Annotated in this window: 13 protein-coding genes; 9 read left to right on the top strand and 4 right to left on the bottom strand. The window is 69.8% G+C overall.

The window, feature by feature from the left end; translation table 11 throughout:
• Window positions 1–358: 358 nt before the first annotated feature.
• Both GFH48_RS19365 and GFH48_RS19360 read right to left on the bottom strand, forming a co-directional pair.
• Window positions 359–1,864: an FG-GAP and VCBS repeat-containing protein gene (locus GFH48_RS19365; RefSeq protein ID WP_153289461.1), complete on the bottom strand. Its 1,506-nt coding sequence runs from the start codon at window positions 1,862–1,864 to the stop codon at window positions 359–361.
• Between the two features lie 291 nt (window positions 1,865–2,155).
• On the bottom strand, window positions 2,156–4,438 hold the full coding sequence (locus GFH48_RS19360) for a (Fe-S)-binding protein (RefSeq protein ID WP_153289460.1): 2,283 nt from the start codon (window positions 4,436–4,438) through the stop codon (window positions 2,156–2,158).
• A 233-nt stretch (window positions 4,439–4,671) separates the two neighbouring features.
• On the opposite strand from GFH48_RS19360, the gene GFH48_RS19355 reads away from it, so the two are divergent.
• The 8 genes from GFH48_RS19355 (at window position 4,672) to GFH48_RS19320 (ending at window position 13,947) form a co-directional block, all read left to right on the top strand.
• Complete coding sequence (locus GFH48_RS19355) at window positions 4,672–5,691, top strand: MraY family glycosyltransferase (protein ID WP_153289459.1); 1,020 nt, start codon at window positions 4,672–4,674, stop codon at window positions 5,689–5,691.
• A 95-nt stretch (window positions 5,692–5,786) separates the two neighbouring features.
• Window positions 5,787–7,625 carry a molecular chaperone DnaK gene (gene dnaK / locus GFH48_RS19350; RefSeq protein WP_153289458.1) on the top strand — a complete coding sequence of 613 codons (1,839 nt, stop codon included), beginning with the start codon at window positions 5,787–5,789 and terminating at the stop codon, window positions 7,623–7,625.
• On the top strand, window positions 7,622–8,284 hold the full coding sequence (grpE, locus tag GFH48_RS19345; RefSeq protein ID WP_153289457.1) for a nucleotide exchange factor GrpE: 663 nt from the start codon (window positions 7,622–7,624) through the stop codon (window positions 8,282–8,284). The genes dnaK and grpE overlap by 4 nt, the downstream gene beginning before the upstream one ends.
• Before the next feature lie 33 nt (window positions 8,285–8,317).
• Window positions 8,318–9,505 carry a molecular chaperone DnaJ gene (gene dnaJ, locus GFH48_RS19340; RefSeq protein WP_153289456.1) on the top strand — a complete coding sequence of 396 codons (1,188 nt, stop codon included), beginning with the start codon at window positions 8,318–8,320 and terminating at the stop codon, window positions 9,503–9,505.
• A gap of 4 nt (window positions 9,506–9,509) precedes the next feature.
• A complete protein-coding gene (locus tag GFH48_RS19335) occupies window positions 9,510–9,956 on the top strand; it encodes a heat shock protein transcriptional repressor HspR (RefSeq protein ID WP_148012414.1) in 447 nt (148 codons plus the stop codon).
• 559 nt (window positions 9,957–10,515) lie between these two features.
• The gene (locus GFH48_RS19330) at window positions 10,516–11,586 is read left to right on the top strand and encodes a substrate-binding domain-containing protein (protein WP_153293002.1); all 1,071 of its coding nucleotides are present in this window, start codon (window positions 10,516–10,518) and stop codon (window positions 11,584–11,586) included.
• A 109-nt stretch (window positions 11,587–11,695) separates the two neighbouring features.
• Window positions 11,696–12,226, top strand: coding sequence for a hypothetical protein (locus GFH48_RS19325; protein WP_228120702.1), 531 nt, complete (start codon window positions 11,696–11,698; stop codon window positions 12,224–12,226).
• Between the two features lie 686 nt (window positions 12,227–12,912).
• The gene (locus GFH48_RS19320; RefSeq protein ID WP_153289455.1) at window positions 12,913–13,947 is read left to right on the top strand and encodes a helix-turn-helix transcriptional regulator; all 1,035 of its coding nucleotides are present in this window, start codon (window positions 12,913–12,915) and stop codon (window positions 13,945–13,947) included.
• Here the strand turns inward: GFH48_RS19320 and GFH48_RS19315 are convergent.
• Window positions 13,910–14,893 (bottom strand): helix-turn-helix domain-containing protein, encoded by a 984-nt coding sequence (locus GFH48_RS19315; RefSeq protein ID WP_153289454.1) that lies wholly within the window; start codon window positions 14,891–14,893, stop codon window positions 13,910–13,912. The genes GFH48_RS19320 and GFH48_RS19315 overlap by 38 nt on opposite strands.
• Window positions 14,894–15,286: 393 nt before the next feature.
• Between GFH48_RS19315 and GFH48_RS19310 the strand changes: the two genes are divergently transcribed.
• The gene (locus GFH48_RS19310) at window positions 15,287–15,583 is read left to right on the top strand and encodes a Rieske (2Fe-2S) protein (RefSeq protein WP_187285880.1); all 297 of its coding nucleotides are present in this window, start codon (window positions 15,287–15,289) and stop codon (window positions 15,581–15,583) included.
• A gap of 171 nt (window positions 15,584–15,754) precedes the next feature.
• Here GFH48_RS19310 and GFH48_RS19305 read toward each other — a convergent pair whose 3' ends face one another.
• Window positions 15,755–16,168, bottom strand: coding sequence for a pyridoxamine 5'-phosphate oxidase family protein (locus GFH48_RS19305; protein WP_153289453.1), 414 nt, complete (start codon window positions 16,166–16,168; stop codon window positions 15,755–15,757).
• Between the last annotated feature and the right edge of the window lie 29 nt (window positions 16,169–16,197).

Below are 16,197 nucleotides of genomic sequence, written 5' to 3'. Positions count from 1 at the left end.
CCCTTAAGGGGCCGCACAAGGGCTGAATGGGGGTTTTCTGGGGGATGCGCCAGGGGCTTTTCCGGGATATTTCGACGCGACCGGAGAGGGCGGCGCTCAGGCCGGGTCCGCACATGCGGGCCCGGCCTGGGTCGAGTGAAGGTGTGTTCGATGTGTTCGGTTCGTTCGGTGTTCTCGGCGTAGGCCGTACGAGTCACGCGGGCCGGGCGTGGGTCACGCCCGGCCCGCGTGGCCTACGGTCCGTGACCCGCGAGCCGTACGAGCCGCAACGGGCAGGCCGTACGGAGGTCCCGCGCGCCTCCGCCTGAACGGACCCTCCGCCGGAACACGCCCTCCGCTCCCCTTGCCGAAGGCCGGCTCAGTCCGCGAAATTGGCGCCGAAGGCCGGGCTGCCCGTGGTGGAGACGCCCGCGTCGGCCGGCCAGACGGAGCGGGAGCCGGTCGTGGTGATCTTCGTGCCGTTGGAGGGCAGGTAGGTGATCGTGCCGTCGCCGGCGTTCTCGTACGAGCCCACCAGGAGGTCGGCCCTGCCGTCGCCGGTCACGTCGTCGAGCTTGACGTCCACGCCGAAGAGGTCGCCCTTCTCGTCGTTGCCCGGGACACCCGGCGTGCTCTGGGCGAAGGCCTGCGCGCCGGAGGAGGTGTTGACGCCCTGCGCGGAGCCGTACAGGACGGTGACCATGCCGGCGTCCGCGTGGCCGTCGAGGTCCTCGTACGCGGTGCTGACGACGAGGTCCTGGTAGCCGTCGTGGTTGATGTCGCCGAGGTCCAGCTCGTACCCGAAGCTGTCGTTCTTCTCCGCGGTGCCGGGCACGCTGCCGGTGCTCTGGCTGATCCCGGCGGTCGAGGCCGGGCCGGACGCGGAGCCGTAGGTGATGTTCACCTTGCCGCCGTACGCGGAGTCCGGAGGGGTCGTGCCGTCGCTGAGCTTGGTGTTGTCCCAGGGCGCGCCGCTGACGATGTCGCCGAAGCCGTCGCCGTTGATGTCGCCGACGGCCGTGATGATGCCGGTCTTCAGGGTCTTCGCGGCGGAGACGCTCAGGCCGTTCGCCGTGCCGGGCACGTAGTAGTTCGTGTTCCAGCCGTAGTCGGTCTTGGTCTCGAAGCCGTCGACGACCAGGTCGGTGCGGCCGTCGCCGTTGATGTCACCGGCGGTGAGGTTCAGCGGACCGCGGGCGGTGCCGCCGGACTGGATCGGGGGCTTGATCGTGGTCCGGGCGAGGCCGGCAGCGCCACCGGAGGTGATGCCGCCCTTGTAGACGTAGATCGTGCTCGACGTGCTTCCTACGGCCAGGTCCGCCTTGCCGTCGCCGTCGAAGTCGCCCGCGGCCAGGTTCTTGCCCCACAGGTCGTGGGAGGAGGTCGCCGGGTCGGAGATCGTCACGGCCTTGCCGGTGAGGCCGCTCGGGGAGCCCCAGAGGACGGCGAGGCCGCCGCCGTCGGTGTCGGTGCCGACCTTCTCGTGCGGCGAGGACACGGCGAGGTCGTCGTATCCGTCGCCGTTGAAGTCGGCGTAGGCCGTCTCCGCGCCGAAGGCGTCCCCGGCCTCGGCGGTGCCGGGAACCCCGGCGGTGTTCTGGCTGATCGTGGAGCGCTTGGCGGCCGACACGCCGGTGGCGGTGCCGTAGAGGGCGACGACCTGGCCGGCGTACTTGTGGCCGCTCACGTAGGCGCCCGAGGCGGAGAACGCGACATCGCCGATGCCGTCGCCGTTGAAGTCGGCCGCCGGGACGGTCGTGGAGTCGGCGGCCGATGCCGTCGCCGCCGAGAACGTGAGCAGTCCGCCCGTCAGGGCGGCCGCGGTGGCCGTCGCGAGGGCGAGCTGCAGGGCGCGGGGGCGGTGGTACGGGTGCTGCTTGTGCATGCGGGATTCTCCTGCGGCATGCGGGAATGCCTGGCGGGCACTCCCAGTCAATGGGGTGCGGACGGCCCACGTTCGCCGGGAGTTGTCCTGACGTTCATGGCCGGTCGGCGAACAGGAGACCCACAGGCAGGCAGGAGGGTTGTACGTGAGTTCGGATTTCTTGCGGGACGTGTGAGGTCCCCGGGCCGGGTGCTCGTCCCCGGGAACCCGCAGGTGGAGGAGCCGGGGGAGAACGCGAGACGCCGGAGGCGCTGTCACCAGCTCCTCCGGCGTCCGTGGGGCGTCCCCGGTCTACTTCACCGGTTCGGGCTCCGGCTCGCTCTCCGCCTCAGCGGCCCCCGCCGGATCGACCGGCGTCCTGACGGAGTCGAGCAGCAGCTGGGCGACGTCGACGACCTGGACGGACTCCTTGGCCTTGCCGTCGTTCTTCTTGCCGTTGACCGAGTCGGTCAGCATGACGAGGCAGAACGGGCAGGCGGTGGAGACGATGTCCGGGTTGAGGGAGAGCGCCTCGTCGACACGCTCGTTGTTGATGCGCTTGCCGATCCGCTCCTCCATCCACATCCGCGCACCGCCGGCGCCGCAGCAGAAGCCGCGTTCCTTGTGGCGGTGCATCTCCTGCTGGCGCAGACCCGGGACGGCGGACATGATCTCGCGCGGCGGCGTGTAGATCTTGTTGTGGCGGCCCAGGTAGCAGGGGTCGTGGTACGTGATCAGACCCTCGACCGGGGTGACGGGGAGCAGCTTGCCCTCGTCGATGAGGTGCTGGAGCAGCTGGGTGTGGTGGATGACCTCGTAGTCGCCGCCGAGCTGCGGGTACTCGTTGCCGATCGTGTTGAGGCAGTGCGGGCAGGTGGCGACGATCTTCTTCGCCGACTTCGGCTTCCTCGACTCGGGCGTGGTGTTGCCCTCGTCGTCCGTCTCCTCGCCGAACGCCATGTTCAGTGCGGCGACGTTCTCCATGCCGAGCTCCTGGAAGAGGGGCTCGTTGCCGAGGCGGCGGGCGGAGTCACCGGTGCACTTCTCGTCGCCGCCCATGATCGCGAACTTGACGCCCGCCATGTGGAGCAGCTCCGCGAAGGCCTTCGTCGTCTTCTTGGCGCGGTCCTCCAGGGCACCGGCGCAGCCGACCCAGTAGAGGTACTCGACCTCGGTGAGGTCCTCGATGTCGCGGCCGACGACGGGGATCTCGAAGTCGACCTCCTTGGTCCACTCCAGGCGCTGCTTCTTGGCCAGGCCCCAGGGGTTGCCCTTCTTCTCCAGGTTCTTGAGCATCGTGCCCGCCTCGGACGGGAACGCGCTCTCGATCATCACCTGGTAGCGGCGCATGTCGACGATGTGGTCGACGTGCTCGATGTCGACGGGGCACTGCTCGACGCAGGCGCCGCAGGTGGTGCAGGACCACAGGACGTCGGGGTCGATGACGCCGTTCTCCTCGGCGGTGCCGATGAGGGGCCGTTCGGCTTCCGCGAGCGCCGCGGCGGGCACGTCCGCGAGGGCTTCGGCGGAGGCCTTCTCGTTGCCCTCCATGTCCTTGCCGCCGCCGGCGAGCAGGTAGGGGGCCTTGGCGTGCGCGTGATCCCGGAGGGACATGATCAGCAGCTTGGGGGAGAGCGGCTTGCCGGTGTTCCAGGCGGGGCACTGGGACTGGCAGCGGCCGCACTCGGTGCAGGTGGAGAAGTCCAGCAGGCCCTTCCAGGAGAACTGCTCGACCTGGGAGACACCGAAGACGTCGTCGTCGCCGGGATCGGTGAAGTCGATGTCCTTGCCGCCGGAGGTCATCGGGAGCAGGCCGCCGAGCGCGGTCGCGCCGTCCGCGTTCCTCTTGAACCAGATGTTCGGGAAGGCGAGGAAACGGTGCCAGGCGACACCCATGTTGGTGTTGAGGCCGACCGTGATCGCCCAGCCCATGGTGACGCCGAGCTTGATCATGGCGGTCAGGTAGACCAGCGTCTGCAGGGTGCCGAGGCTCAGGCCCTTGAAGGCGGCGACCAGCGGGTACGACGCCCAGTACGCGGCCTCGTAGTGGTGGACGCCGTGGATCGCGCCCTCCAGACCGCGCAAGGTCATGATGGCGAGGCCGATGACGAGGATGACGGCCTCGACGAAGTAGGCCTGGCCGGTCTTGGAGCCCGCGAAGCGCGATTTGCGGCCCGGCTTCGACGGCCGGTTCAGCTGTCGGATCGCGATCAGTACGAGGATGCCGAGCGTCGTGAACAGCGCGATGAACTCGGTGTACAGCTCGTAGGGCAGCCAGTCGCCGAGGACGGGCAGCGTCCAGTCGGCCTTGAACAGCTGTCCGTAGGCCGTGACGATCGTCAGGCCGAGGGTCAGGAAGCCGACGGCGACGAACCAGTGGGCGACGCCGACGATCCCCCACCGGTTCATCCGGGTGTGGCCGACGAACTCCTTGGCCAGCGTGATGCTGCGGGCCTTCCAGGCGTCGGTCCGGGAACCGGCCGGGAGGGGCTGGCCGAGCTTGATGAACCGGTAGATCTGCGCGACGGCTCGGGCGATGAGCGCAACGCCGACCACGGTCAGGGTCAGCGACACAATGATCGCGGCGAGTTGCATTGGGGGCTCCTCGGGCCTGCGAGGTGGGACTTTGTGTGATTACTAAGCGGTAACTTATGCAGTCCGTCTGAGACTACCCACTTCTTGCGCCGCACTGTAGCCAGCGGTGCGGTGATCTGTGTCGCTGAGGGTCGCCTGACGGGGGTGTCCCTTCCCGGGGTCGTGGGGTCGACACGTAAACCTGATCGTGTTATCTGCTGCACATTTCAGACATTCAACCCTAAGTTGGCGCTGTGTTGTACGGAATCGCCGCCGCCACCGCCGCCCTGTTCCTCGCCGCCGTGCTCGCCGCGCTGCTGCGGAGCCTCGCTCTGCGCCTCGGCGCGGTCGAGCGGCGCCAGGGGCGCGTGGTGGCGCTGCTCGGCGGGCCCGCGGTGATCGTGGCGACGGCGTTCGTCGCCGGTGTCGGGGACTGGACGGGCGTCGCCCCGCTGGGCCCCGCGGCCGGGCGGCTGCTGGTCGCCGGCGTCGGGGTCGGTGCCCTCGGGCTCGTCGCCGACCTGAGGCCCGTACCGCTCCCGGTGCGGGCGGCCGTCGTGACCGCCGCCGCCGCGCTGACCGTGCCGTTCGAGGTGCTCGGGCTGCCCGTGGGGGTCGTGGCGGTCGGGTGGATCGTCCTCGTCGCGCATGCCTTCACCTGCCTCGATCACGCCGATGGGGTGATGGGGACGGTCGCCGTGGTCACCGCCTTCGCCCTGAGCGGGTGCGCGGCCGCCGAGGTCATGGACGGGCCGGCGACGCTGCTGAGCGTGCTGGCCGCCGCGCTGACCGGGCTCCTGATGCACGGCCGGCTGCCCGCCCGGATCGTCCCGGGGCGGTGCGGCGGCCTGTTCGCCGGGTTCGTGCTGGCCTCGGCGGCCGTGCTGGTGCACGCGGGCCGGGAGGCCGGGCCGGGCGTGGGGGCCGTGTTCGCGCTGACGGTGGTGGCGACCGCCGACGCGGCCCTGGTGCTGGTGTCGCGGCGGCGCGCCGGGCGTCCGCTGTCGCGCGGCGCTCAGGACCATCTTGTCCACCGCCTGCGCCACCTCGGTCTCACGGCGCGGGGCGCCGCCGTTCTCGTCGGCGCCACCGGCTTCGCGGGTGCACTGGTCGGCATGCTGATCGACCTGCGGTGGGTGGGGGCGACAGCGGCCCTGTGGGTGGCGGGTGGGGCTGTCGTGGCGGTCCTGATACTCCTTCGTGTTCCCGCCGACGGCGCGAACGTCCCGGGAAAACCGCAGGTAGGCGGCCACCTGCGTGTAAGGAACAGATAAGACTTGAGCCCCCTCGACTCAGCTCTGTTGACCGGGAGCTGGACGTCGTGCACACTTGAGTCCGTTCCACTCAAGTCATTGCTGGAGGAATTGAAATGGCACGTGCGGTCGGCATCGACCTGGGCACGACTAACTCCGTCGTCAGCGTTCTGGAGGGCGGCGAGCCCACCGTCATCACCAACGCCGAGGGTGCCAGGACCACGCCGTCCGTCGTCGCCTTCGCCAAGAACGGTGAGGTGCTCGTCGGCGAGGTCGCCAAGCGCCAGGCGGTCACGAACGTGGACCGGACCATCCGCTCGGTGAAGCGTCACATGGGTACGGACTGGAAGATCGAGCTCGACGGGAAGCACTTCAACCCGCAGCAGATGAGCGCCTTCATCCTGCAGAAGCTGAAGCGTGACGCCGAGGCCTACCTGGGTGAGAAGGTCACGGACGCGGTCATCACCGTTCCGGCGTACTTCAACGACTCCGAGCGTCAGGCGACGAAGGAGGCCGGCGAGATCGCGGGCCTGAACGTCCTGCGTATCGTCAACGAGCCCACGGCCGCCGCGCTCGCGTACGGCCTGGACAAGGACGACCAGACGATCCTCGTCTTCGACCTCGGTGGCGGCACCTTCGACGTGTCCCTCCTGGAGATCGGCGACGGCGTCGTCGAGGTGAAGGCCACGAACGGCGACAACCACCTCGGTGGTGACGACTGGGACCAGCGGGTCGTCGACTACCTGGTGCAGCAGTTCAGGTCCGGTCACGGCGTGGACCTCGCCAAGGACAAGATGGCTCTCCAGCGCCTGCGTGAGGCCGCGGAGAAGGCCAAGATCGAGCTGTCCTCGTCCACCGAGACCTCGATCAACCTGCCCTACATCACGGCCTCCGCCGAGGGCCCGCTGCACCTGGACGAGAAGCTCACGCGCGCCCAGTTCCAGCAGCTCACCGCCGACCTTCTGGAGCGCTGCAAGACGCCGTTCCACAACGTCATCAAGGACGCGGGCATCAACCTGTCCGAGATCGACCACGTCGTTCTCGTCGGTGGCTCCACCCGTATGCCGGCCGTCGCCGAGCTCGTCAAGGAGCTGACCGGCGGCAACGAGGCCAACAAGGGTGTCAACCCGGACGAGGTCGTCGCCATCGGCGCCGCCCTGCAGGCCGGTGTCCTCAAGGGTGAGGTCAAGGACGTCCTGCTCCTCGACGTCACCCCGCTGTCCCTCGGCATCGAGACCAAGGGCGGCATCATGACGAAGCTCATCGAGCGGAACACGACGATCCCGACCAAGCGGTCCGAGATCTTCACCACCGCCGAGGACAACCAGCCGTCCGTGCAGATCCAGGTCTACCAGGGCGAGCGCGAGATCGCGGCGTACAACAAGAAGCTCGGGATGTTCGAGCTGACCGGTCTGCCGCCGGCGCCCCGCGGCGTCCCGCAGATCGAGGTCGCCTTCGACATCGACGCCAACGGCATCATGCACGTGACCGCGAAGGACCTGGGCACGGGCAAGGAGCAGAAGATGACCGTCACCGGTGGCTCCTCGCTGCCGAAGGACGAGGTCAACCGGATGCGCGAAGAGGCCGAGAAGTACGCCGAGGAGGACCACGCCCGCCGCGAGGCCGCCGAGTCCCGCAACCAGGGCGAGCAGCTCGTCTACCAGACGGAGAAGTTCCTCAAGGACAACGAGGACAAGGTCCCCGGTGACGTCAAGACCGAGGTCGAGGCGTCGGTCGAGGAGCTGAAGGCCGCGCTCAAGGGCGAGGACACCGCCGAGATCCGTACGGCCACCGAGAAGGTCGCCGCCGTCTCGCAGAAGCTGGGCCAGGCCATGTACGCCGACGCCCAGGCGGGTGGCGCCGAGGGTGCCGCCGGCGCCGACCAGGCCAGGGCCGAGGACGACGTCGTGGACGCCGAGATCGTCGACGAGGACCGCAAGGACGGTGCCGCGTGACGGAGGAGACCCCGGGTTTCGAAGAGAAGCCTGACGTCCCCTCCGGCGCCACCCCTGACGACGCCGAGCCGAAGGACGCCCCCTCCGCGGAGGGGGCGTCCCCGGCCGGGGACGCATCGGCCGCAGCACAGACCGCCGGCCTGACGGCCCAGCTGGACCAGGTACGCACGGCGCTCGGTGAGCGCACCGCGGACCTCCAGCGGCTCCAGGCCGAGTACCAGAACTACCGCCGCCGGGTCGAGCGCGACCGGATCGCGGTCAAGGAGCTCGCCATCGCGAGCCTCCTGACCGAGCTCCTGCCCGTCCTCGACGACATCGGCCGCGCGCGGGAACACGGTGAACTGGTCGGCGGGTTCAAGTCGGTGGCCGAGTCGCTGGAGACCGTCGCGGCGAAGATGGGGCTTCAGCAGTTCGGCAAGGAGGGCGAGCCCTTCGACCCGATGATCCACGAAGCCCTGATGCACTCGTACGCGCCGGACGTCACGGAGACGACGTGCGTGGCGATTCTGCAGCCCGGGTATCGCTTCGGCGAGCGCACCATCCGCCCCGCGCGGGTGGCGGTCGCCGAGCCCCAGCCGGGCGCCCAGTCCGTCAAGTCCGACGACACGACGGCTGAGGCGGCCGACGACAAGGAGAGCGGTGGCCCGGACGAGGGCTGACGTTGACACGACGAGGAAGGAGGGACGTCGGGGATGAGCACCAAGGACTTCATCGAGAAGGACTACTACAAGGTCCTCGGCGTCCCCAAGGACGCCACCGAGGCCGAGATCAAGAAGGCGTACCGGAAACTCGCCCGCGAGTTCCACCCGGACGCCAACAAGGGCAACGCCAAGGCCGAGGAGCGCTTCAAGGAGATCTCCGAGGCGAACGACATCCTCGGGGACGCCAAGAAGCGCAAGGAGTACGACGAGGCACGCGCCCTCTTCGGCAACGGCGGCTTCCGTCCGGGGCCCGGAGCGGGCGGCGGCAACTTCAACTTCGACCTGGGTGACCTCTTCGGAGGCGGCGCCCAGGGCGGAGCGGGCGGCGGGGCCGGCGGCTTCGGCGGTGGCATAGGTGACGTCTTCGGCGGCCTGTTCAACCGCGGTGGCGCGGGTACCGGCACCCGGACCCAGCCCCGGCGGGGCCAGGACATCGACACCGAGGTGACGCTGAGCTTCACCGAGGCGGTGGACGGCGCGACGGTCCCGCTGCGGATGACGTCCCAGTCACCCTGCAAGGCCTGCTCCGGCACCGGCGACAAGAACGGCACACCGCGTGTGTGCCCGACCTGTGTCGGCACCGGCCAGGTGGCGCGGGGCTCCGGCGGCGGGTTCTCGCTGACGGACCCCTGCCCGGACTGCAAGGGCCGCGGTCTGATCGCCGAGCACCCCTGCCTGGAGTGCTCGGGCAGCGGGCGCGCCAAGTCGTCCCGCACGATGCAGGTCCGCATCCCGGCGGGCGTCACCGACTCGCAGCGGATCCGGCTGCGCGGCAAGGGCGGGCCCGGCGAACGGGGCGGCCCGGCCGGCGACCTGTACGTCACGGTCCATGTCGACGCCCACCCGGTCTTCGGGCGCAAGGGGGACAACCTCACCGTCACCGTGCCCGTCACCTTCGCGGAGGCGGCACTCGGCGGCGAGGTACGGGTACCCACCCTGGGCGGCCCGCCGGTCACCCTGAAACTGCCCCCGGGCACACCCAACGGCCGTACGATGCGGGCCCGCGGCAAGGGCGCGGTCCGCAAGGACGGCACCCGCGGCGACCTCCTCGTCACCGTCGAGGTCTCGGTTCCCACGGACGTGTCGGGCAAGGCGCGTGACGCCCTGGAGGCGTACCGCGAGGCCACCGCGGACGAGGACCCGCGAGCGGAGCTGTTCCAGGCCGCGAAGGGAGCATGAGCAGATGGACGGCCGTCGTCGAAACCCCTATGAACTGACCGAGGAGACCCCGGTCTACGTCATCTCGGTGGCGGCCCAGCTCTCCGGCCTGCACCCGCAGACCCTGCGCCAGTACGACCGCCTCGGGCTGGTCTCCCCGGACCGCACCCCCGGGCGCGGTCGGCGCTACTCGGCCCGCGACATCGAACTGCTGCGCACCGTGCAGCAGTTGTCGCAGGACGAGGGCATCAACCTGGCCGGCATCAAACGCATCATCGAGCTGGAGAACCAGGTCGCCGCGCTCCAGTCCCGTGTCGTGGAGCTGGAGTCGGCCCTGGACGGCGCGGCGGCGACCATGCGGCAGCGTGAGGCGGCCGTGCACGCCTCCTACCGGCGGGACCTCGTCCCGTACCAGGAGGTCCAGCAGACGAGCGCGCTGGTGGTGTGGCGGCCGAAGCGGTCGCCGGAGTAGTTCCCGAGTGTGCCGAAGGGGCCGGGAGGCGGATCGCCTCCCGGCCCCTTCGCGTGCCGCCGTACGGTGCCGTGCCCGTCCCGCGAGGGTCTTCGCCGGGCGGACGAGACATAATCGGTCATTGCGGCCGGAGTTGTGCGATGCGCCCCACGAGCGCCCCGACGCGTGACGCAGATCACCACGGCCCTGGTGTGTGCCGTCCCGTCCTGTCCGGCCGCGCTCAATCCCGCCCTTCCGGAGCTGCGGTGATACTCGGCCGTCTTCAAGTCTCCAGGTCGGGGGCGGGGGTTGCCCTCCCCTGGCGGGGTGTGTGGGAACCAAGTGCGCCGCAGGTGTTACGTGGAAGTGGAGGTACACCCTCTTCCCATCGTGTTCACTTGGGGAACACAGAATGCTGTTGCCATCTCGTTAAGTGGTTACTCCTTGACGCTGAGGTGATCGCCGCGTTGGCTTTCAGCCACCTGGGTCGCAAAGCAGCTACCTCGCCCGGAAGGCACCTGATGTGAACACTCGTAACACCCGGCTTCGTCGTACGGCCATAGCCCTGGCCTCGTCCGCGATGGCCGTCTCACTCGCCGGCTGCGGGGTCGTCGACGGGATCGGCGGCAGCGACTCCAAGGCGAGCCCGACCAAGGGCGACGACATCAAGGTGGGTCTCCTTCTCCCCGAGAAGGCGAACACGCGTTACGAGAAGTTCGACCACCCGATCATCGAGCAGCAGGTCAAGAAGCTCACCAACGGCAAGGGCAGGGTGCTCTCCGCCAACGCGGAGCAGAGCGCGAGCAAGCAGAACATCCAGCTCCAGCAGATGGTGGACGACAAGGTCGACGTCCTCCTCGTGGACGCGGTCGACTCCAAGGCGATCGCGAGCGGTGTGCGCAAGGCCAAGGCGGCGGGTATCCCCGTCATCGCCTACGACCGCCTGGCTGAGGGCCCGATCGACGCGTACATCTCCTTCGACAACGAACTCGTCGGCGAGGTGCAGGCCAAGGAACTGCTGAAGGCGATGGGCAGCAACGCCGCCACGAAGCAGATCGTGATGATGAACGGCGCGGTCACCGACCCGAACGCGGCGCAGTTCAAGGCGGGCGCCATGTCCGTGCTCGACGGCAAGGTGCAGATCGCCCGCAAGTACGACACCAAGGACTGGGACCCGGCCAACGCCAAGTCCAACATGCTGGAGGCCATTTCGGCCATGGGTGCCAGCAACATCGCCGGTGTCTACGCCGCCAACGACGGCATCGCCGGCGCGGTCATCGACGCGATGAAGACCGTGGGTGTCAGCAACCTGCCGCCGGTCACCGGCCAGGACGCCGAACTGGACGCGGTGCAGCGGATCCTCGCGGGCGACCAGTACATGAGCGTCTACAAGTCGTACCCGCAGGAGGCCACCGCCGCAGCCGAGATGGCCGTGGCCAAGGTCCAGGGCCGCGGGATCGAGTTCGACGCGCTGACCCGCGACAAGGTCGACAGCCCCACGACCCAGAAGATCCCGGCCCAGCTCGTGCCCGTGGTCGCCCTCTCCAAGGACAACATCCAGGAGACGGTCCTCCAGGACAACATCTACAAGGTCTCGGAGATCTGCACGGCCAAGTACAAGGCGGCCTGCGCGGCGGCCCACATCAAGTAGCCGTTCCCGTCCTGTCACGTGTGCGCGGGGCCCGGCCGGGCCCCCGCGCACACGTCTCTCACGGCCCGGGTGAACGGTTTTGGGCCGGCCGGGGTCTCACCGGGAGACCGTGCTCGATACCTGCGTACTGGAGACGCCCGTGGCCATGATCGGCCTGTTCTGGATCACCGAGGAGAGCGTGTACGTGGGTGCCGAACCCGCGGGGAACGGGCGCGGGGTGCGGCTCACCCCCGAGGGCCTGGAGGCCGTGGGCACCGGCCAGAAGGGCTTCTGGGCGTGGCGGGACGTGCGCGCGGTGACCGTGCACGACGCGCAGGTGCGCTCCAGTACCCGATGGCTGGTGAACAGCGTGATGGACACGATGCTCGACGTGGCGACGGGTGGCGGCGAGGCGCCGCCCGCGTTCGAACTCCACGTGCGCACGGACGCCGAGAAAACCGGACTGACGGTGTACACGGCGGCCGTCGGGGGCTATGTGCAGTCCGAGTACGAACTGTCCCTGGACCTGTTGGACCGGTTCGTCGAGGGCACGGCGGACGTGGCCCGGCTGTTGGAGTGGGGGAGCGCCGAGGGCGGCGGCGTCACACCCTGGCGGGCCGCCCGCGAGGCACTGCTCAGGAGCTGGGCCGCGGCCACCTGAGGAGGGGGCCGTGAAGGGCTCCGTGCCGACCCGTGGGGCTCCGTGCCGACCCGTGGGGCTCCGTGCCGACCCGTGGGGTCCCGTGCCGACCCGTGGGGTCCCGTGCCGACCCGTGGGGTCCCGTGCCGACCCGTGGGCGGCCGCGGTGGTGAGGTCGCCGTCCTGGAAGGTCATCTGGAAGGTCATGCCGAGGGGGCCTGACCGGGGGGCGGGCGCCGGGCCCAGGCGCCGCTGTGCGCGCCCCCGCACTCCCCGCCTGCCGGGAGCCCCGCAGTCGGGTCCGGGGCCGTCCAGGCCGCCCCTCACCGCCTCTCCGGCGAACGCCACCGTCACCTTGGGCGGCCCGGCGCGGACGACACCGGCCGGACACCTCACCGCGGGGGCATGTCGTCGTGTCGCGGCCTCGGCCGGCCCGGCGTGGGACCCGGCGGCGCGGGGCGGAGCAGTGCCACCGTCATGTTGTTGCAAGGCGCCGCGCGGAGGTGCGGAAATGTCTGGACGTATGCGGGCGAGAGGGGGCGCGCGAGGGGCGCGCCCGTGTTGCGATGGCGGTCGGGGCCGCGCATAGTTGCGCTGCGAAGACGCGGGCCACGGGCCCCGCGGTGCGGAAGTGCTCCGCCGTGGACGGTGTGCAGCGTCGCGTCACGGAGGTTGCCGGAGCCGGAGGTTGGAGCCAGGGGTGGGAGATGGCCGGGCACGGGACGGACAGGCATCCGCACGGCGCTGACCGACTGTGCGACGCCGGGGACCGGGTGTACTCCCGGGCCGTGCGGCGCGGGCGGGTGCCGCGCGAGGACGCGGAGGCGGTGCCCTGCCTGGTCGAGTTGGCGCTGCTGCACCCGGACCCCGACGACATGGGGTGGCTGGTGCCGACCTCGCCGCAGGAGGTCATGACGCGGCTGATCCGGGGTGTGTACGAGGAGGTCAGCGCGAGCCGGGCGCGGCTGGGCGACGCGGTGGCGGCGTTCGAGTGGTACGCCGGGCTGGGCGGTCGTGTGCAGGCGCAGGCCGAGGGCGCGGCGATCCGTGTCCTCGACGGGCTGCCCAGGATCCGGGCCGCGATGGACGAGGCGACCGAGGCGTGCACCAGCGAGGTGCTGACGGTGCAGCCGGGCGGCATCCGACGCGAGGACGAGCTGTCGGAGGGTCTGCACCGGGCGCTGGAGATGCGCCGGCGGGGCGTACGGATGCGGGACCTGTACACGCACGTGGCACGGCACGGCCAGGGCCTGCACAACTACATGGAGATGATGGGGGGTTCGGCGGAGGCCCGGACGCTCGACGAGGTGGTGGAGCGGCTCATCCTCTTCGACCGCAAGGTGGCGTTCATCCCGGCCAACGACGACCGCACGATCGCGCTGGAGCTGCGGCACCCGGCGCTGGTCGACTACCTGGTGACGGTCTTCGAGCGGCTGTGGCGGCTGGCGATCCCGCTCGCCGCCCCGCTCCCGGAGACCGGCATCGACGGCATCACCCATCGCGAGCGTTCGATCGCGGCGCTGCTCGCCGAGGGGCACCAGGACGCGGTGGTCGCGGAGCGGCTGGGGATCAGCGTGCGGACGTGCCGGGCACACATCGCGCGCCTCTCGGAGACCCTGGGCGCGGCGAGCCGTACGCAGTTGGGCGTCCGGATCGCACAGGCGGGTCTCGACGGGCCACCGCGCTCCCCGGAGCTGCTGCCGTTCAGTGCTCCTGGTCCAGAATCCCCGACTGGGCGATGAGATAGCCGAGTTGAGCCCGGCTGCCGCTGCCGAGCGCGGTGGCCAGCTTGGCGACGTGGGCGCGGCAGGTGCGGACGTTCATGCCGAGGCGGCGGGCGATGGCCTCGTCGACGTGACCCTCCACCAGGAGTTTGGCGATGGAGTGCTGGATGTTGGTGATGCCGCCCGGGGCGGTCTCGTAGGGTGCGCCGGCCGTGAGCGGGACGGCGCGGCCCCAGATGAACTCGAAGACCTTGATCAGGTAGCGGACGAGTCCCGGATGGCGCAGTTCCAGGGCGACCTGCTGGTCGTCGCGGGTGGGGATGAAGGCGACGCTCTCGTCGCAGACGATGAGGCGCTCCACCAGTTCGTCGATGGTGCGGTACTCGACCTTGCCGTCGGACAGCTGGGCCACGTACGCGAGTTTGTCGGGACTGTGGCGGGCGGTGTGCTGATACAGCGTCCGGATCTTCACACCACGTTCGATCAGTGGCCGGTCGCGTTCCAGCCCCTGGAGGAGGCTGCGTTCGGAGCCGCGGTCGCTCGGCTGGATCGTGAGCATCTCGTGCTGGCACTGGGCGGTCGCCATGTTGAGCGCCGCGTTGATACGGTCGCCGCCCTCCAGCACGGTGATGGAGTGGGTGAGCGTCGCTCCCTGGACGCTGAGGGCCATGAACGGCTCAAAAGCGTCACTCAGCTGGACGGAGAGGCGCCTGCGTTCGGTGATCTCGCGCTCTATGGGGTTGAGTCGCTGGGCCAGGGCCACCGAAGGGGGCACCGGGCGGAGCCAGTTCGCGTCATCGGGATCGGGGTGGAGGAGCGCGAGTTCCACCAAGCAGGGGGCGGGCTCCACGTCCTCGCGCGCGATTCGTCCTGTGCGCAGCGCGTTCGCGTAGAGACGGCCTCCGTCCTCGCACAACTGGGCCACACCGTGGGGATGTGTCGCATTGGTCTGATTCGTTGTCAAAACTCCACCCCCCAGGGTCCTGAACGTGCAGGAACATGATGCATCGATTATGTGGCCACGACGTGCCCGAATGAGCCATCGTCTTATTCGACGGGGGAAGACGGGACTTTCAAGTGAGGACGAAGCCGACTATGCGTAACAAAATGCTTCGCTCGGTGCTTGTCGCCGCCTTCTCCGCCATGGTGGCATTCGGAGCTCTGGGCGGCCTCTCCGAGACGAAGGCCGACGTACTTGCGGACAGTCACTGGCCGGCGGTGGCCACGGACAACGTACTGGCGGACAGTCACTGGCCGGCGCCGGCCGCGAACGACGTGGTTGTGACTCCGGCGGCGGATGACGGCTCCGGGAGTTGACGTGACGACGCCCCCCGACGACCGCTCCTTCCGTCGCGAGATGGCAACCGCCTACCGCTCCGGCTGGCACTTCATCGACCTGGCGACCGCGATCCCGCACACCGGTGACTCGCTGATGGTGACCGTGTTCGGAGAGCCGGTCGTGGTCACCCGGGACGAGGAAGAGGACGTACGGGCGTACCGGTGTCTGCGACGGCCGCGCGGCGCGCCGCAGCCCGTGCGATGTGCCATCAGGTACGGAATGATCTTTGTGAACCTCGATCAGCGTGACCATCAGCTGGCCGAGCCGGAAGCCCCGGACGTACGGACCATCTCAGCCACCCCCCGCAGTGCCTGACGCGATTCCCCCGTCGTAGTAGATCGCGCAGGTACTTCCCCCCGCAGCGGCGTCACCGTGACCTGAACACGGTGACGCCGCTGCAGTTTTGGGCGGAACATCCTGGTATGCGGGACTCGTCCCGCGGGTGCGGCCCTCGCCGTGGAGGCCGGAACCGACCGGGCGGCGGAATCAGCCGCGCCCCAGCGCCGAGGTCAGTCTGATCTCGATCACCACGCGGGCCGGGTTGGGCGAGGGTGTCCTCCCGTACCGCTCCGCGTATCGCCGCTCCGCCTCCGCGACGCGCGCCGGTTCGGCGGAGACGGTCGCGCGCCCCTCCAGCGTCGCCCACCGCCGGCCGTCCACCTGGCAGACCGCGACCCGGGCGCCGTCGGCCCCCGCGGCGGTCACGTGCCCCACCTTCGCGCTGGAGTCGCCGGCGATGACCCGAGCCAGACCGGCCCGCGGATCGTAGGTGACCCCGACGGGAACGACATGCGGACTGCCGTCCGCCCGGAGTGTGGTCAAAGTGCACAGGTGCCGTTCCCGCCAGAAGGCGAGGTAGGCGGGATCGGGGTCGTGCGGGTCCACCGGATATGCGGCCATGGTCCGAAATGTAGCCCGACCGGTCCGGC

Origin of the sequence: Streptomyces fagopyri (assembly GCF_009498275.1) — a bacterium.
Taxonomy (GTDB): domain Bacteria; phylum Actinomycetota; class Actinomycetes; order Streptomycetales; family Streptomycetaceae; genus Streptomyces; species Streptomyces fagopyri.
Note: the sequence above shows the minus strand (reverse complement) of the source record. Positions and strands in the feature narration are given on the sequence as shown.